Origin of the sequence: Microbacterium invictum (assembly GCF_034421375.1) — a bacterium.
Lineage (GTDB): Bacteria > Actinomycetota > Actinomycetes > Actinomycetales > Microbacteriaceae > Microbacterium > Microbacterium invictum_A.
Genome location: NZ_CP139779.1, coordinates 2,178,147 through 2,194,936, shown reverse-complemented (window position 1 = coordinate 2,194,936; position 16,790 = coordinate 2,178,147). Strand labels below are relative to the sequence as shown.

Annotated in this window: 19 protein-coding genes; 11 read left to right on the top strand and 8 right to left on the bottom strand. The window is 69.9% G+C overall.

The window, feature by feature from the left end; all coding sequences use genetic code 11:
- Nucleotides 1–20 precede the first annotated feature (20 nt).
- Together T9R20_RS10630 and T9R20_RS10625 are read right to left on the bottom strand one after the other, a co-directional pair.
- Nucleotides 21–821, bottom strand: a complete 801-nt coding sequence (locus T9R20_RS10630; protein WP_322409286.1) for a cytochrome c — start codon at nucleotides 819–821, stop codon at nucleotides 21–23.
- 20 nt (nucleotides 822–841) lie between these two features.
- Complete coding sequence (locus T9R20_RS10625; protein WP_289263394.1) at nucleotides 842–1,486, bottom strand: cytochrome c oxidase subunit 3; 645 nt, start codon at nucleotides 1,484–1,486, stop codon at nucleotides 842–844.
- Nucleotides 1,487–1,632: 146 nt separating this feature from the next.
- Between T9R20_RS10625 and trpD the strand changes: the two genes are divergently transcribed.
- From trpD to T9R20_RS10600, 5 genes are read left to right on the top strand one after another with little or no spacing between them, the layout of a single operon-like run.
- Nucleotides 1,633–2,697 carry an anthranilate phosphoribosyltransferase gene (gene trpD, locus T9R20_RS10620; RefSeq protein WP_322409285.1) on the top strand — a complete coding sequence of 355 codons (1,065 nt, stop codon included), beginning with the start codon at nucleotides 1,633–1,635 and terminating at the stop codon, nucleotides 2,695–2,697.
- Nucleotides 2,694–3,689: a PHP domain-containing protein gene (locus T9R20_RS10615; protein WP_322409284.1), complete on the top strand. Its 996-nt coding sequence runs from the start codon at nucleotides 2,694–2,696 to the stop codon at nucleotides 3,687–3,689. The genes trpD and T9R20_RS10615 overlap by 4 nt, the downstream gene beginning before the upstream one ends.
- Nucleotides 3,668–4,987 carry a CynX/NimT family MFS transporter gene (locus T9R20_RS10610; protein WP_322409283.1) on the top strand — a complete coding sequence of 440 codons (1,320 nt, stop codon included), beginning with the start codon at nucleotides 3,668–3,670 and terminating at the stop codon, nucleotides 4,985–4,987. Before T9R20_RS10615 ends, T9R20_RS10610 begins: the two co-directional genes overlap by 22 nt.
- Nucleotides 4,984–5,451, top strand: coding sequence for a hypothetical protein (locus tag T9R20_RS10605; protein WP_322409282.1), 468 nt, complete (start codon nucleotides 4,984–4,986; stop codon nucleotides 5,449–5,451). The genes T9R20_RS10610 and T9R20_RS10605 overlap by 4 nt, the downstream gene beginning before the upstream one ends.
- A 45-nt stretch (nucleotides 5,452–5,496) precedes the next feature.
- A complete protein-coding gene (locus tag T9R20_RS10600) occupies nucleotides 5,497–5,889 on the top strand; it encodes a hypothetical protein (RefSeq protein ID WP_322409281.1) in 393 nt (130 codons plus the stop codon).
- Nucleotides 5,890–5,898: 9 nt separating this feature from the next.
- Here T9R20_RS10600 and T9R20_RS10595 read toward each other — a convergent pair whose 3' ends face one another.
- From T9R20_RS10595 to T9R20_RS10585, 3 genes are all read right to left on the bottom strand, one after another.
- Complete coding sequence (locus T9R20_RS10595) at nucleotides 5,899–6,828, bottom strand: 5'-3' exonuclease (protein ID WP_322409280.1); 930 nt, start codon at nucleotides 6,826–6,828, stop codon at nucleotides 5,899–5,901.
- Between the two features lie 31 nt (nucleotides 6,829–6,859).
- Nucleotides 6,860–7,525 carry a hypothetical protein gene (locus T9R20_RS10590; RefSeq protein ID WP_322409279.1) on the bottom strand — a complete coding sequence of 222 codons (666 nt, stop codon included), beginning with the start codon at nucleotides 7,523–7,525 and terminating at the stop codon, nucleotides 6,860–6,862.
- 92 nt (nucleotides 7,526–7,617) lie between these two features.
- Complete coding sequence (locus T9R20_RS10585; protein ID WP_322409278.1) at nucleotides 7,618–8,175, bottom strand: hypothetical protein; 558 nt, start codon at nucleotides 8,173–8,175, stop codon at nucleotides 7,618–7,620.
- 153 nt (nucleotides 8,176–8,328) lie between these two features.
- On the opposite strand from T9R20_RS10585, the gene T9R20_RS10580 reads away from it, so the two are divergent.
- Genes T9R20_RS10580 through T9R20_RS10565 form a run of 4 tightly spaced genes read left to right on the top strand, consistent with a single transcriptional unit; the run spans nucleotide 8,329 to nucleotide 12,639 of the window.
- The gene (locus T9R20_RS10580) at nucleotides 8,329–9,264 is read left to right on the top strand and encodes a hypothetical protein (RefSeq protein WP_322409277.1); all 936 of its coding nucleotides are present in this window, start codon (nucleotides 8,329–8,331) and stop codon (nucleotides 9,262–9,264) included.
- A complete protein-coding gene (locus tag T9R20_RS10575) occupies nucleotides 9,261–10,460 on the top strand; it encodes an acylneuraminate cytidylyltransferase (protein ID WP_322409276.1) in 1,200 nt (399 codons plus the stop codon). Before T9R20_RS10580 ends, T9R20_RS10575 begins: the two co-directional genes overlap by 4 nt.
- Nucleotides 10,457–11,329 (top strand): N-acetylneuraminate synthase family protein, encoded by an 873-nt coding sequence (locus T9R20_RS10570; RefSeq protein ID WP_322409275.1) that lies wholly within the window; start codon nucleotides 10,457–10,459, stop codon nucleotides 11,327–11,329. The genes T9R20_RS10575 and T9R20_RS10570 overlap by 4 nt, the downstream gene beginning before the upstream one ends.
- A complete protein-coding gene (locus T9R20_RS10565; RefSeq protein WP_322409274.1) occupies nucleotides 11,326–12,639 on the top strand; it encodes a DUF6716 putative glycosyltransferase in 1,314 nt (437 codons plus the stop codon). Before T9R20_RS10570 ends, T9R20_RS10565 begins: the two co-directional genes overlap by 4 nt.
- On the opposite strand, the gene T9R20_RS10560 is transcribed toward T9R20_RS10565, so the two are convergent.
- The 3 genes from T9R20_RS10560 to T9R20_RS10550 form a co-directional block, all read right to left on the bottom strand.
- The gene (locus tag T9R20_RS10560) at nucleotides 12,600–12,767 is read right to left on the bottom strand and encodes a methionine/alanine import family NSS transporter small subunit (protein ID WP_322409273.1); all 168 of its coding nucleotides are present in this window, start codon (nucleotides 12,765–12,767) and stop codon (nucleotides 12,600–12,602) included. The two genes, T9R20_RS10565 and T9R20_RS10560, sit on opposite strands and share 40 nt — an antisense overlap.
- Nucleotides 12,764–14,350 carry a sodium-dependent transporter gene (locus T9R20_RS10555; RefSeq protein ID WP_322409272.1) on the bottom strand — a complete coding sequence of 529 codons (1,587 nt, stop codon included), beginning with the start codon at nucleotides 14,348–14,350 and terminating at the stop codon, nucleotides 12,764–12,766. Before T9R20_RS10555 ends, T9R20_RS10560 begins: the two co-directional genes overlap by 4 nt.
- Before the next feature lie 92 nt (nucleotides 14,351–14,442).
- Entirely contained in the window at nucleotides 14,443–15,486 is a 1,044-nt protein-coding gene (locus T9R20_RS10550) for an FUSC family protein (protein ID WP_322409271.1), read from the bottom strand.
- Nucleotides 15,487–15,571: 85 nt separating this feature from the next.
- Here T9R20_RS10550 and T9R20_RS10545 point away from each other — a divergent pair, with 85 nt between their 5' ends.
- Entirely contained in the window at nucleotides 15,572–16,231 is a 660-nt protein-coding gene (locus T9R20_RS10545) for an SDR family oxidoreductase (RefSeq protein ID WP_322409270.1), read from the top strand.
- 48 nt (nucleotides 16,232–16,279) lie between these two features.
- Nucleotides 16,280–16,777, top strand: coding sequence for a MarR family winged helix-turn-helix transcriptional regulator (locus T9R20_RS10540; RefSeq protein ID WP_322409269.1), 498 nt, complete (start codon nucleotides 16,280–16,282; stop codon nucleotides 16,775–16,777).
- Nucleotides 16,778–16,790: the final 13 nt, after the last annotated feature.

Genomic DNA, 16,790 nt, shown 5'->3' with positions numbered 1-16,790 from the left:
CGTTGCTGTGTCGTGTCGGGTCAGTTGGATTTCGCCGTGACCCACACGGTGATGGCGATCAGCGAACCGATGCCGAAGATCCAGATGAACAGACCCTCGGAGACCGGGCCCAGCGAACCGAGCTCGAACCCACCGGGGGACCGGTTTTCCTGTATGTAGAGCAGGTAGGTGATGATGTCCCGCTTCTCCTCGAGGGAGAGGTTCATGTTGTTGAACACCGGCATGTTCTGCGGGCCGGTCACCATCGCGGCGTAGATGTTCAGCGGCGACGTGCCGTCCAGAGCCGGGGCGTACTTGCCCTCGGTCAGGGCGCCACCGGCACCGGCGACGTTGTGGCACATCGCGCAGTTGATGCGGAACAGCTCGCCACCGTGCGAGGCGTCTCCTTCACCGTCCAGAACCTCGTCGGCCGGGAACTCCGGACCTGGGGCCACCGACTGCACGTACTCGGCGAGGGCCTGCGTCTGTGCGTCGGTGAACTGCACGGGCTTCTGCGGAGCCTGCGGACCCTGCGCCTGCAGCGGCATGCGCCCGGTGCTGACCTGGAAGTGGACCGACAGCTCACCGACGCCGTAGAGCGACGGGCCGGCCTCGGAACCCTGGAGGTCCAGACCGTGGCACGTGGCGCAGTTGGCCTGGAACAGCAGTTCGCCGTCCTCGACGGTCAGCTCCTGTGTCGAGCCACCGTCGTCGGTGGCGGCGACCGCTGCGGAGGCTCCGGCGTAGACGCCCCCCGTGATGAGGAGGCCGATACCGATGAGCGCTGCGGCGGCCCAGGGGCTGCGGCGGCCGGTCGAGCGGTGCGGTTTCTTGCGTGGCATATCCGGATTCAGCTCCGCTCTCACTTGAGGAAGTAGATGACGAGGAAGAGGGCGATCCACACGACGTCGACGAAGTGCCAGTAGTAGGACACCACGATCGCCGAGGTCTCTTCCTTCCGCCCGAAGTTGCGGACGGCGTAGGCGCGTCCGATGACGAGCAGGAAGGCGATGAGGCCGCCAGTCACGTGGAGGGCGTGGAACCCGGTCGTGAGGTAGAAGGCCGAGGCGTACGAGTCTGCGTCGATCGACATACCTTCGTACACGAGCTGGGCGTACTCCCACACCTGACCCGAGACGAAGATCGCGCCGAGCGCGAACGTCAGCCAGAACCACTCGACCATTCCCCAGCGGTTCCAGAACCGGTTCGACTTCACCGTGTAGGGCTGAGCGCGCTCGGCGGCGAACACACCCATCTGGCAGGTCACCGACGACAGCACCAGGATGATCGTGTTGACGGTCGCGTACGGCACGTTCAGGAGCTCGGTGCGCTCGGCCCAGAGCTCGGGAGAGGTGCTGCGGAGGGTGAAGTAGATCGCGAAGAGACCCGCGAAGAACATCACCTCCGAACCGAGCCATACGATCGTTCCGACGGCGACCGGATCGGGTCGCTTGACGGACCGCATGGCCTGGGAGTAGGTGGCAGGGGTGGTCGTCACGCTCCCCATTATGTCTGAGATCAGGCCGTCGATCGCCCATCGCATAGGGTCGATCTCTCACCGTCGAACCAATCCCCCGGCTGGATGATCCCTGGGCTTCCGCTCGCAAAAGCCCACGAAATGTCTCGACGGTGCTCGACAGTAGGCTGATGCCCATGGCGGAGCTCTCTTCATGGCCGGGTGTGCTGACGAGCCTGTTGGATCGGCGCGACCTCAGCGTGTCCGAATCGACATGGGCGATGCGTCAGATCATGAACGGCGAGGCGACGCCCGCGCAGATCGGCGGCTTCCTCACCGCCCTGCGGGCCAAGGGCGAGACCGTCGACGAGATCGTCGGTTTCCGCGACGCGATCCTCGAGGCCGCCGTGCCGCTCGACGTGCCCGCCGACGTCCTCGACATCGTCGGGACCGGCGGTGACAGGTTCGGCACGGTGAACGTCTCGACGATGGCCGCCGTCGTCGCCGCCGCATCCGGAATTCCCGTCGTCAAGCACGGAAACAAGGCCGCGAGCTCCTCGTCGGGGTCGTCGGACGTGCTCGCGGCCCTCGGCATCGATCTGACCCTCGACCCGGCCGCGGTGGCCGAGAGTCTTTCCCGCGCGGGGATCACCTTCGCCTTCGCAACGGCCTTCCACCCGGGATTCCGGCACGCCGGCCCCGTGCGGCGGGAGCTGGGCGTCCCGACGGTGTTCAACTTCCTCGGCCCGCTGTGCAACCCGGCACGCGCAGAGGCGAACGCCGTGGGTGTGGCGAGCCTCGATCGGGTGCCGCTCATCACGGGCGTCTTCCGCACCCGGGGGGCCACCGCGCTGGTCTTCCGCGGTGACGACGGATTGGACGAGCTCACCACGACCGGCCACAGCCGCCTGTGGGAGATCAGCCTCGGCGACGTGCACGAGCACGACCTCGATCCCCGGGATCTCGGCATCCCCCTCGCCGACATCGACGACCTGCTGGGCGGTCAGCCCGACGAGAACGCCGCCGTGGTGCGCCGCGTGCTCGGGGGTGAGAGCGGTCCGGTCCGAGACATCGTGCTGCTCAATGCCGCTGCCGGCATCGTCGCCTACCGACTCTTCCGCGACCCCGGGCAGGCGGGCCGTCCGATCCTCGAGCGGCTTTCAGAAGCCCGGGATGTCGCCGCGGCAGCCGTCGACGACGGCTCGGCCGCCCGCAAGCTCGACGAATGGGTCACGACCTCCCAGGCGCTCGCGGGGGCATGAACCCGCACGAAGCGCTGACCGAGATCGCGCGACTTCTCGAGCGGGAGCGGTCGTCGCGGTACAAGTCCAAGGCCTTCCGCACCGCCGCGGATGCGATCGCCGCCCTCGACGACGCTCAGCTGCGCGACACCGCCTCTCTGAAGCGGCGGAAAGGCATCGGCGACTCGACCTTCGCGGTCATCCAGGAAGCCCTCGCGGGAAAGGTGCCGCAGTATCTGACGGATCTGCGGGCGCTGGCCGGCGAGGAGCGGACCTCGACCCTGCGCCCCCTTCTGCGAGGAGACCTGCACGCCCACAGCGAATGGTCGGACGGCCTCACCTCCATCGACCTCATGGTCGCCGCCGCGAACGATCTCGGACACGAGTACTTCGCCCTGACCGACCACTCCCCGCGCCTGCGCGTGGCGAACGGGCTCTCGGCCGAGCGGCTGCGCGAACAGCTGGGAGTCGTCCGCTCGCTCCCGTCCGGGACCACGACCGTCCTCACCGGCATCGAGGTCGACATCCTCGACGACGGGGGACTGGATCAGGAGGCCGACCTCCTCCGCGAGCTCGACGTGGTCGTCGCATCCGTGCATTCCCATCTGCGCATGGAGCGCGGGCCGATGACGCGGCGCATGGTCGCCGCGGTCTCCAGCGGCCGCGTGGACGTGCTCGGACACGTCACCGGGCGGTTGGTCGAGGGATCGCGCGGGACGCGTCCGCCTTCCGAGTTCGACGCGCGCGCGGTGTTCGACGCGTGCGCCGAGCACGGGGTCGCTGTCGAGATCAACTCCCGCCCCGAACGACAGGACCCGCCCGACGACCTCATCGCGATCGCCCTCGACACCGGCTGCCTGTTCTCCATCGACTCCGACGCCCACGCGCCGGGACAGCTGTCGCTGCTGGACTACGGCGCCGAGCGCGCCGAGCGAGCCGGCGTTCCCGCGGAACGGATCGTCACGACCTGGCCGCTCGACAGGCTCCGGAAGTGGACGGGCGCACGGCGGTGAGTCGCTCCTCCTTCCCGTGGTTCGTCATCGCCGGCGTGCTCACCGCCGCGCTGAGCCTGCGCGGGCCGATCGTCTCGCCCACGCCGGTGCTTCGTGACATCGAGGCCGACCTCGGCATCACCGGCGCGAGTGCGGGACTCCTCACCACCGCGCCGGTGCTCATGTTCGCGCTGCTGACCCCGCTCGCGGCGGTCTTCGTCCGACGCACGGGTGCGGAGATGGCCCTGCTCGTCTCTCTGTCTGGCGTGCTCCTCGGGACCGTCATCCGCACCGTGCCGGACTTCGGCTTCATGCTCGCCGGAATGATGGTCATCGGAGCATCCATCACCATCGGCAACGTGGTGATTCCGGTGATCATCCGGCGCGACGTGGCGCCTGAGCGGGTTGGGCTCGTCACCGCCGCCTACGCGGCGACCATGAATGTGGGGTCGCTGCTCACCTCGTCGCTGACCGCGCCGCTGGCCTCCCTCATCGGCTGGCCGCTGGCGCTTCTGACGTGGTCCTTCATCACCGTCGCGGGCATCGTCCTGTGGGGTGCTCACCTGACGCGATCTCGTCGTAAGGGGCCGGGCGCGGAGCGCTACTCCGGAGAGTTTGCGCCCCGGCGCGAAGGCCACGACGCGGCATCCGGTCTCGATATCGATCCCGCCACGATCACGGGTCCGCTGCCTGTGATCGCCTCGCGCCGCGCAGAGCGCTCGATGATGCGGCGGCCCGTCACGTGGCTCCTCGTGGCGTCGTTCGGGATGCAGAGCTTCCTCTACTACGGTCTGTCGACGTGGCTGCCGGCCATCGCGTCCGACGAACTCGGCGTCGGGCCCGACGCCGCCGGTGCACTCGCGTCCATCTACCAGGGCGCCGGCATCGCCGGGGCGTTCGTGGTGCCGTTCCTCGCCCGGTGGACGCCACGACTGGTGCCGCCGATGGTGATCTGCGTGGCGTGGGTCGTGCTCGGTGCGGGGCTGCTCGCGGCGCCGGAGCTGCTGGGCCTGTGGCTCGCGATCGGCGCGATCGGGCATGCGGGCGGCTTCGTCGTCATCTTCTCGGTGCTTGTGGCCGTGGCGCGCAGCGACAGCGAGGCTGCAGGCCTGTCGGCTCTCGTACAGGGTGGCGGGTACGTCGTCGCGGCCACCGGCGGCCCGGTATTCGGTCTGCTGCACGACCTCACCGGCAGCTGGACCCCGGCGCTCCTCCTCGTGCTCGCGCTGGTGGGGGTCTACTCGGCGGTGCTGATCGGGGCTAGCGTCGCCTCCATGCGCGGAGGATCGCGAGGCGGGGCGAAGGGCGGGCGAGGATGACACGCGGGCGACGTCTGGGCGGCGCGACCGGCCTGGCGGTCGTTCTTGCGATCGCAGGAGCCGCGGTGTCGGGATGCACGGGTGGCGACGCGGGCGGGTCAGGGGAGTCGGCGTCGGTCGCTCCGACGCGGGATGCCGGCCAGGCGACGGCTGACGGCGACGCTCGTCGCGAGCGGATGCCGCTCTCGGACGACGCGGTCGCCGCGAACCGCGAGCTCGTCCCCGAGGTGAGCGTCGCGTTGGATGCGCTGCGAGGCGACGGCGAGGTCACGCCGGACGCGGTCGCCGCGAGGCTTTCGGAGATCGGGCTGGCCGACGTGCAGACGATCAGCGATGCGCGGAGTCTGACGTTCGGCGCGATGGGCGTCGAAGGGGGATGCTTCTACGGGGAGATCTCGGCGCAGACGGTCCAGGTCGAGGTCGGAGGCCCCCGCGAAGGCGGCGGTTGCGTTCCGGGGTCGTAAGCGGGGGATGTCAGCGGCGCCGCTGCGCCTGGCTACCGTGGACGGATGAGCGCCGACGTCCACCGTGAGATCCGTGTCCTCGCGGGTCGGGTGCAGCCGTCCGGCTCGTGGATCTACGTCTGGATGGATCTCGAAACGAACGAGATCGTGTACATCGGCGTCACCGGATTCGATCCCGAGTTGCGGACGCATCTTCACCTGACCAGCGAGCAGCCCGAGGTGGGTCGCGTCCGCGCCACTGTTCCGGACTACGACGCGCGAGACTTCGACATCCTCGCGTTCCGGGTTCCCCCTGGGGTCGACCGCTCCGAGGTGAAGGCGGTTGTCACGGCCGCGCTCACAGGAGGAAGTCGGGCCGAGATTCCGGCGTCGTCGGAGACCGGCGCGCTGACCGAGGAGATCCTTCGCGTCATCCGGAAGCGTCAATCGGGGAGCTGAGCGTGGGCGTCAGACGCTCTCGGCCCCGATCGCCGTGAGGACCCGGTCCATCGACCCGCCCAGCGCCCAGCGCTCCGCGAGTTCGCGAGCGGCCTGCGTCGCGGCGGCATCGAGGGCGGCGAGTTCGTCGCCGTTCACGGTGAGATCGAGGTCGCGCGCCACCTCGACGACACGCGGAGCGACGTCGAGGTAGGGGAGCGCCGCGAGGATCTTCGATCGCACGCCCGCGGACATCCCCTCGCCGGCCTTTGCCGCTGCGACGATGCCCGCGAGGTCGTCGTGCTGCGAGAGCAGGCTCGCCGCCGTCTTCTCGCCGACGCCGCTGACGCCGGGCAGCCCGTCGGACGAATCCCCTCGAAGGGTCGCGAAGTCCGCGTACTGATCGGGCCGCACCCCGTACTTCTTCGTCACCACGTCGGCGGTGATGACGTCGAGGTTGCTCATGCCGCGGGCGGTGTACACGACGCGCACGTCGCGCTCGTCGTTCACGAGCTGGAAGAGATCCCGATCGCCGGTCACGATGTCCACCGGTACCGTCGCCGTTGTGGCGAGCGTGCCGATGACATCATCCGCCTCGTAGTCCGCCGCCCCGACGATGGGGATCCGCAGGGCGTCGAGCGTCGCGCGGATCATCGGAACCTGGGCCTCGAGCGGATCAGGGACCTCTTCGACGTCGTGACCGCCGGCCACGATCTCGGCGACCCGGTGCGCCTTATAGGAGGGGATGAGGTCGACCCGCCACTGCGGACGCCAGTCGTCGTCCCAGCAGGCGACGAGGCGCGTGGGCTTGTACGTCGTCACGAGCTTGGCGATGATGTCGAGGAAGCCGCGCACCGCGTTGACCGGTGTCCCGTCGGGCGCCTTGACCGTGTCGGGGACACCGTAGAACGCGCGGAAGTACAGGGACGCGGAGTCGAGCAGCATCAGGCGATCCGGCATGCGCACATCCTGTCACGCCGTTCGCCCGGGATCAGCAGCCCGGGCCGCCCGGATCCTCCACGCACGTGCGGTCGACGAGCGCGGTGCGGACCTCGCGGACGTCGACGTCGTAGCCGCCGGCCGACGCGGTGACGACTCCGGCGACGGGGCGCCACGTCGACCCGAAGGTGACGGCTGCGGTGTATTCGACCGTGACCGACACCGGGTAGACACCGCGGTCGGTGTAGACGTGGCTGGTGGGAGTCGGAGTGAACTGGGGCTGACCGAGCGTCGACCACGACGACCCGCCCGAGGATGACCGTACGGTCGTTCCATCGCCGTAGGAGAACACGTAGGCCGACGGCTCGAAGCGGACGATCACATCCCAGCCGAGGATCTCGCCGGGGATCTCCTGCGCACTCGCCGACGCGAACACGTTCGTCGGCATCCCCACGACGCCGAACCCGGCGGGTTCGCCGCCGAGCTGCGGCAGGGCGGGACGGAACGACGCGAGATCCTCGATCGTCACCTCGGGAGGCGCCTCGACTTCGTAGTTGATGTCGCATCGTCGCAACTCGACGACGCACGCGGGCTCGGCAGGCGCGGCGGGGTCGACAGCCTCGGAAGCTCCGCCGCGCGGGGGACCGCCGTTCTGCGATCCGCCTCCGCCGGAGCCCGTGCTGGCGCCGACGTTGACTTCGGTTCCCGTGTTCTCCACGCACGTGGATGTCCACGTCCCGACGTCATTGCACTGACTCGAAGCCGGCAGGCCACCAAAGAGCGCTGAAGCGGCGAGCGCGGCAGAGAGAATCAACCGCATACGGGTTCGCCTTCTCGGCCAGAGATTGAGGCTAACTTCAACCCGGTCTCAGAGTCTGGCGACTCTACCAGCGTTGCTGTGAGGCTCTGAATAGGAACGCGATTTGGGTCGACGAGTGACGAACCGTCGGGGTTGCTAACTGTGACGCTCGACACGTCTAGGCAGACCGCAAGATCGATGCGGCCTTCCGGTCGATCCACAATGACCGGCTCGATGACTCTCGGCACTGAAGCGCCACTCACTCGGGCGCCCGTTGCGTGGTATTGGCTAAGTCCCTCGCGGTCGCTTGCGTTGAGGTCGCCGGTCGTCCACTCGTAGACGGGCTCGAACGTCGCCGGATCGCTCAGGTCGACGGCGTTCAAGGCGTCGACGTAGTTGCGGTAGGTCTCCTCCGCGGCGGCGAAAGCCTCTTCCTCTGTTCCGAACGGTTCCCGCGACTCTTCGGGATCCGGCTGGGGAGTGCACCCGGTCACGAGCATCGCGCTGAGCGCGAGACCCGCGACCGCTGCCCACGCGCCATGCGCGACGCATCCGACCCGACGTTTCACGGACACCACCGTAATGCGCCCCCGCGGGTGGACTCGGAGTTATCCACACCCGGCGCCGTCCACCGGACGTTCACCTGCCGGTCGCCCACCGACCCTCGGAGGACTCCTCGCCGTTCATCCTCGCGATCGACGCTGAACCTTCTGGGAGGTGGCATGAACCGAGACGCCGTGCTGGCGTGGGTGGAATCACCCCTGCAACTCCTCGGCGCCGCCGAATGGGCGGCCGCGTACGGCACCACCGTCCCCGTTGCGGGCCGGCTGACGCCGCAGATGTCCGAGACCGCCGACCTCCTGCTGTCGCGCGGTGCGCGATTCGGCGAGATGGAGCCCTACCTCGGCATCCCGTGGAAGCTGCTCGCGCAGCATCCGCACTGGCTCGTCGGCGACGGGTTCTCCGGCCAGTTCCGCCTCGCCGCGTCGATCCTGCGTCCGCGCACCCTCACCTTCCTCGACGACGGCGCCATCGCTCTGCCCTTCGCCGACACCCTGCTGCAGCGCCGCCCGTACGCCCGCCCCCACGTGGCGGAGCGGGGATTGACCTCGCGCGTCGCCCCGTTCGCCGCCGAGACGATCGCCCGCCGCGCCCGTGCCCGGGCCGCGCACCTCTTCACGGCCTTCGACCTCGGCCGCGACCGCATCACCGCAATGGGCGACCGGGGCTTCGCGGTCGAGCGCCACGGATTCGCCTGGACGCGCGCGACGGGTTCTGCGTCCGCCGATCTCGGCACCCGCGTCATCCTGGGAAGCGCCCGACCCATCGATGGGCGGATGTCGCGCGACGCCTATCTCGCGTGGCTCACCGAGGTGGCCGCCGCTGCACCGGCCGGCGCGGAGCCGGCGACCTACCTCCCGCACCGGCGCGAGAACGCCGAACAGCTCGACGCCGTCCGCCGCATCCCCGGTGTCGCGGTGACCGCGGCATCGGTCCCCGTGGAGCTGATCCTCGCCGGCGCGACCCGGCCGCTCGAGTTGCACACCCTCCCCTCGACGACCTCGACCACCCTCCGCCTCGTCCTCGCCGGGAGCGGTTCGACGATCAACGGCGAGCCGGTCCCGACAGCGGACACCCGAGCGGGAGCCGAGCGATGAGCGACGTGGTCGCGATCATCCCCGCCCGGGGCGGGTCGAAGGGCATCCCGCGCAAGAATCTGCGACGTGTCGGCGGGATCCCCCTGATCGGGCGAGCCATCCAGGCCGCGCGGCGATGCGACCTCGTCGATCGCGTGTGCGTGTCGACCGACGACGACGAGATCGCCGCGGTCGCCGAGGAATGGGGAGCCGAGATCATCCGGCGTCCCGCCGACCTGTCCGGAGACACGGCGAGTTCGGAATCGGCGATCCTCCACGCCCTCGACGACCTCGAGGCGCGCGAGATCAACGTCGGTGTCGTGGCGTTCTTGCAGGCCACCTCGCCCTTCATCGACAGCGAGGCGCTCGCCGGCGCCATCCGGCTCGTGCAGCAGCGACGTCGGGACTCGGTGTTCTCGGCGATCGAGACCTACGGATTCCTGTGGCGGAAGGGGACTGGCGACTGCGCCGAGGCCATCAACCACCGCGCCGACCGCCGTCCGCGCCGGCAGGACCGCGAACCGCACTACCTCGAGACCGGTGCGTTCTACGTGATGCGCGCCAAGGGCTTCCGAACCGTCCAGCATCGCTTCTTCGGCAGTATCGGGATCGCCGAGGTGCCCGAGCGCACCGCGATCGAGATCGATTCCTTCGCCGAACTCGAATTCGCGCGGGCTCTGTCTCCCCTCGTCGACGTGCCCGAGCCCCTCGACGTCGACGCCGTCGTCACCGACTTCGACGGTGTGCACACCGACGACACCGTCACGGTCACCGAGACCGGGGTCGAGTCGGTGCGCGTCAGCCGGGCCGACGGCATGGGCGTCGCCCGCCTGCGGGCCGCGCACATCCCCTTCCTCATCCTCTCGACGGAGCAGAACCCCGTCGTCGGCGCCCGGGGGCGCAAACTCCGCGTCGAGGTGCTCCAGGGCGTCGACGACAAGGCGGCCGCGCTGCGCGAGTGGGCGGACGCCGCGCGCATCCCGCTCTCGCGCATCGCGTACCTCGGCAATGACGTCAACGACATCCCCGCGATGGACATCGTGGGCTGGCCGGTCGCCGTCGGCGACGCCGATCCCCTCGTCCTCAGCGCTGCGCGGATCGTCCTCGACCGTCGCGGCGGCGACGGCGCCGTCAGAGAACTCGCCGAGCGCGTGCTCCGCGCCCGTCGCGGACCGACGTCCGTCCCCTTCCTCCACGAGAACCGGACCACACCATGACCGTCACCATCGGCACCCGCGTCATCGGAGGCGGCCACCCCGCCTACGTCATCGGCGAGATCGGGCTCAACCACAACGGCGACGTCGAGATCGCCAAGCGCCTCATCGACGTCGCAGCGGACGCCGGCGTGGACGCGGTGAAGTTCCAGAAGCGCACCCCCGAGATCTCCACTCCCGAGCACATGCGAGACATCCCGCGCGAGACGCCCTGGGGCACGATGAGCTACCTCGACTACCGCCGGCGCGTCGAGTTCGACCGCGACCAGTACATCGAGATCTCCGACCACGCGATCCTGCGGGGTCTGGAGTGGTTCGCGTCACCGTGGGATGTGCCGAGCGTCGAATTCCTCGAGGACCTCGGCGTGGTCGCGCACAAGGTCGCCTCGGCGTGCCTCACCGATCGCGCGCTGCTGAGTGCCCTCCGCGACACCGGCAAGCCCGTCATCCTCTCCACGGGGATGTCGACGATGGAGCAGATCACCGGGGCGGTCGAGGTCCTCGGCACCGACGACCTCGTGCTGATGCACGCCACGTCGACGTACCCGATGGAGCCGGAGGAGGCCAACCTCCGCATGATCCCGGCCCTGCGCGAGCGGTTCCCGGGTGTTCCGGTGGGCTATTCGGGCCACGAGCGCGGACTGCAGGTCTCGCTCGCCGCGGTCGCACTCGGGGCCGTCGCTGTCGAGCGCCACATCACGCTCGACCGCACGATGTGGGGTTCGGACCACGCCGCCTCGCTCGAACCGGCCGGTCTTCAGCACCTCGTACGCGACATCCGGATCATCGAGGCCGCGCTCGGTGACGGCGTCAAGCGCGTGTACGACAGCGAGCAGGGCCCGATGGCCAAGCTCCGCCGCGTCGCGACGTGACAGCCGAGGTGACGGGAACGACGAGAAGGGGGCCTGCCCCGCGGATCCGGATCGTCGGCATCGCCGACACCGACTCGTACGTGAAGTGGACGGCGGCCCTGGTCGGAAGTGCCCCCGAGCACTGGAATCGCTCCATGAGGATCCTCGACACCCCGCTCGCCGTCTCGGCCGACCAGCAGCGGGCGGCCCTCGCGACGAGCGGCCTGCCGGGCGGTGCCGTCGCCCGCGTCGGCCTCGATCGCCTCAGACGGAGCCTCCTCGACGATCCGCCCGACGTCGTGGTGCTCGGTGCGCGCGGACCCCTCGTGCGGGTGCTCGCCCGGCTTCTGGCGGACCTCCCGGCGCGTCCGGTGATCGTGACCGGCCTCCCCGGCATCTCGATCCCGGCCACGCGCAAGGCGCTGATCTACCGGCGGGGGGCGGACCTCTTCGTGGTGCACTCCCATCGCGAGCGGACCGAGTTCGCTGCCCTGTCGGTGCGCACGGGCATCCGGCACCGCTTCGCTCTGGCCACCCTCCCGTTCGCCAAAGCCGCCGAACGGGCGAGAGACCGCCGGCACGACGCGGATGCGACCGACGTCGTCTTCGCCACGCAGGCGGTCGTGCCGCGAGAGCGGCCAGACCGCCTGCGGCTGGCCGAGATGCTCCGACGGCTCGCGCTCGCCGACTCGTCGCGCCGTGTGGTCGTCAAGCTGCGCGCCGCCGAGGGGGAGCACCAGACCCATGTGGAGCGCGACTCCTTCCCCGACCTCCTGCGTTCGCTGGGCGCGACGCCGGAGAATCTCGTCGTGTCGACCGAGCCGATGCAGTCGGCCCTCGATCACGCCCGGGGGCTGGTGACGATCAGCTCGACGGCGGCGATCGAAGCCATCGCGCGCGGCATCCCGGTGCTCGCCCTCGACACCTTCGGCGTGTCGCCCGCCTTGATCAACGTGGTCTTCGAGGGGAGCGGGGTCCTCGGCGGGGAGGATGACCTCCTCGCCGGGCGATTCCGGCTGCCGACCCCGCAGTGGTCGCGGGAGAACTACCTCCACGACGGGGCCGACGACGACTGGGTCGCGGACGTCGAACGACTGGTCGGGCTCCGCCGACAGGGGCTTCTCGCCGAGCCGGTCCTTCACACCGGGCGCGGCGGCCGACTGCGGTTGGCGTGGGAGCGCAAGACGGTGCTCGGACCCATGGACCGCACCCCGGCGGGACGGCTGGCCGTGGTCGTCGGCGTCCCCGCACGGGCCGTCGTCCGCACGGTGCAGCGCGCACGACGCAGGGTTCAGGTGTCGCGCTCGGCAGGACCGATGTCTTCGCGGTGATCGTCGACCCCGCCCGGCGGATACTCCGCCGGTTCCGGTCGCGACCGAAGGAACAGGATGCTGGCGACCAGCCCTCCCCAGACGATCGTGATCGACAGGATCAGGAAAGCGATGGCGAGGCCGGTCATCGCACCCGCTCCTTCCGTGTCGCAGGCTGACCCTCGGGGGGGAACGGCGGCCACGCCCGGAAGTCGTCGGGCGAGTCCCGCCACTTCAGCGCCGACATCACGATCGCCGCGACGACCAGGAACGCGATCGTCCCCCAGCCGAACACCGCCAGGTACCACGGCGGGAGTCCGCCGTACCCCTCGACGATCAGCACGACGACGCGCTGGATCAGCATGTATGCCAGGACGATCGGCGCCAGGACGCCCACGAGCAGCGCCCAGACGCGCCCGACCTTGAAGGTGGAGACCGCATCGAGGTGGTAGCGGAGTTCGGGGCCGCCCCGCAGCACCCAGATGACCAGGATCGTGGTGAGCACCGCCGAGGCGACGATCCCGACGTTGTTGGCGTACTGGTCCGTGACATCGAGGGCGAGGAGCCCCGTGGTCGTCGAGAAGAGCAGAATCGACAGCACCGCCGACACCGAGCCGACCGTGGCGGCCGCGGCGCGCGGGGTCAGGCGGAACTTCTCCTGGAACGCCGCCGAGACGACCTGCAGCACCGAGATCAGCGACGTGAACCCGGCGAGGGTGAGCGAGCCGAAGAAGAGGCAGCCGAACAGCGGGCCACCGGGCATCTGCGACACGATCGCGGGGAACGTGATGAACGACAGCCCCACGCCGGTCAGACCCTCGAGCTCGGAGACCTCGATGCCCTGCTGGAAGGCGAAGAACCCCAGCGTCGCGAAGACTCCGATCCCGGCGAGGATCTCGAACGACGAGTTCGCGAACGCGACCACCAGGCCGGGGGCGGTGAGGTTCGACCGCCGGCGGCGGTACGAGGCGTAGGTGATCATGATCCCGAAGGCGATCGACAGCGAGAAGAAGATCTGGCTGTACGCCGCGATCCACACGTTCGGGTCGCCCAGCGCCGCCCAGTTCGGGGTGAACAGGGCGTTCAGTCCCTCGGCGGCGCCGTCGAGGAACAGCGCCCGCACCACCAGCACGAGGAAGGCGACGATGAGGACCGGCAGGAAGATGACATTCGCCCGCTGCAGGCCCTTGGCCACCCCGGCGGCGAGGACGAGGATCGCCGCGATCCAGACCAGAGCGAGGGGGATGAGCACCCCGGGCACGAACTCCAGGCTCAGCCCGGGGTCGCCGACCTGGAGGAAGTCGGCCTGGAAGAAGGTGGCGGGGTCATCGCCCCACCGCAGGTCGAACGAGAAGACGAAGTAGCTCAGCGCCCAGGCGATCACCGCGGTGTAGTAGAGCCCGATCACGAAGGCGATCGCCACCTGGAACCAGCCGAGCGACTCGGTGAACCGGCCGAGCGAGCGACCGATGCGGCGGAACGCGGTCGGCGCGGCGCCGCGGAACCGGTGCCCGAGAGCGTAGTCGAGGAACAGGATCGGTATGCCCGCGGTCAGGAGCGCCACGAGATACGGGATGAGGAACGCCCCGCCGCCGTTCTCGTAGGCGACGCCCGGGAAGCGCCAGATGTTGCCGAGGCCGACGGCCGATCCGATCGCCGAGAGGATGAAGCCGACCTGACCGGTCCACTGCTCGCGGGGCCGCGCCGCTGCGGCGGGGGCGTTCTGGGTCACTGTCGTCCTCCGTCGTGGCTGTCGTGCGTCACCTCGGGTGCCCCGCACGCTATCAGCCCCGGGGACGGGGGACATCCCTCATCGTCCGCCCGTCACGGATTCTCCTCGCTGAGCTGATCGTGGATCCGGCGAAGGTCCTCCATCATCGACCCCACGACGATCCAGTTCGTCGCCGAGGGGGCGGTCAGCTGCAGCGGTGCGGTCAGCGCCGGAATGGTCGTCGTCACCGTCGGCTCCGCGCCTCCGGCGCGCGGGGTGCGCCGCAGATCCAGCCGGATGTCGTGCGCCGCTCGTCGCAGCTGATCGGCGATCGCCTGGACGGCGGGTTCGGTGGCGAGGCTCGCGTCGTAGTGGTCGTAGACCGCGCGCGTCATGCCGATCGTCTGAGTCACGACGGGGCTGAAGACGGCGAGGAGCTTCTCCACCGTGTCCAGCTCGCGGCGGTAGCGCCGGGCCCGGGGGTTCAGCGAGAGCGAGTCGCGAGCCGTCGCGATGGCCTCGTCGGCGTCGACGACCATCGGCCGCAGCAGCCGCGCGGTCAGCATGAGCTCCTCGATCTGCGGACGCGTCTGCTGCGCGGTCAGCGCATCGGCGAGGCGCTCGAGCGATCGCGCGAGTTCTTCGCCGACGCGGTCAACAGCCTCGTGCGCGGGAGTCACCGCGACCGGCGGCACCATCACGATGTGCACCACCATGCCGATGATCGCTCCGATGATCGTCTCGAGAATGCGATCGAGGGCGTAGTCGGGCGTCGTCGCACCCAGAGCGAGGACCAGCACCGCGCTGATCGCGACCTGGTTGGCCGTTCCGGCCGTCACCCGGGCCGCCCACGCCACGATCAGGGCGACGATGATGGCCACCAGCACCACCCACGTGGCGTCCCCGAACACCATCCCGAGCCCCGAGGCGATGGCGACGCCCACGATGACGCCGACGCTGCGTTCGATCGCCTTGGCGAACGACTGGTTGAGGCTCGGCTGCACGACCAGGAGCGCGGCGATCGCGGCGAAGACCGGGGGAGGGCCCTGAATGAGCCAGCCTGCGACGAGCCACGCCGCCACCGTCGCGATCGCCGACTTGGCCACCTGAAGCAGGGGGGCGCGACGTGGGGCGCGGATCGCCGAGGTCAGTCGCATACCTCAACGCTAGCCACGTCGGGCGGGGTTGACAGCGTCGGGTCCGGCCGATGGGCTGGGAGCCGGACGAACAGAAGGAGAGCGGATGTCTCGGGTGCTGGTTTTCGGCGGACACGGCAAGGTCGCGATGCTTCTGGCGCCGCTGCTGGTCTCGAGGGGCGATGAGGTGACGGCGGTCATCCGCAACCCCGACCACGTCCGCGACGTGGAGAGCACCGGGGCGACCCCGCGCGTGGCCGATATCGAGACGCTCGATATCGATGCGCTCGCCGATCTGGTGTCCGGGCACGACGTCGTCGTCTGGTCGGCCGGCGCCGGAGGCGGCGACGCCGCGCGCACCTACGCGGTGGACCGCGACGCGGCGATCCGATCGATGGACGCGGCCGCCCGGGCCGGTGTCGCCCGATACGTGATGGTGTCGTGGCTCGGATCCGCGCCCGACCACGGAGTGCCGCAGGACGACCCGTTCTTCCCTTACGCCGATGCCAAGCTCGCCGCCGACGATCACCTGCGCGGCACCGAGCTGTCGTGGACGGTGCTCGGTCCAGGGGCGCTCCTCGACGATCCGGGTACGGGACGCATCGAGATCGATCCGCAGGGACGCGGTGCCGTGCCCCGCGCGGACGTCGCCGCCGCCGTGGCCACGGCCTTGGTCGAGCCCGCGACGATCGGGCGCACTCTGCGTTTCGGCGGCGGCGACCAGCCGATCCCGGAGGCATTCGCGGCCGCACCCGACGCGCGATAGCACCCGCCGACGGGGCTCACCCCTCGTGGCGTCCGCTACGGTCGGAGTATGAGCGGGGAGGCCCGGGAGAGGGACGACGACGTCGATCTGCTGATCGATGCGTGGTCACGTCGGCTCCCCGACGTCGATCTGACGCCGCTGGATGTCATGTCGCGGCTGCGCCGCGTGGCGCTCCGGCTCGCGCGTCTGCGCGCAGAGGCCTTTTTCAGCGCGGGGCTGTCGGTCTGGGAGTTCGACGTTCTGGCGGCCCTTCGGCGCGCCGATGAACCGCACGAACTGAGCCCCGCTCAGCTGATCGAGTCCACCATGATCGGGAGCGCGGCCATGACCAATCGCCTCGAGAAGCTCGCCGCGCGCGGCCTCGTCGAACGGCGTCCGAACCCCCGCGACGGTCGGGGCGTGCTGGTGCGGCTCAGCCCTGAGGGCACGGAGCGGGTCGACGCCGCGATGACCGAGCTCGTCCGACGCGAGGCCGAGGAGCTCGCCGGTCTCTCCCGGGAGGAGCAGGGCATCCTCACCCGACTCCTCGGGCGCCTTCTGGTCTGACGCGACCGTTCCT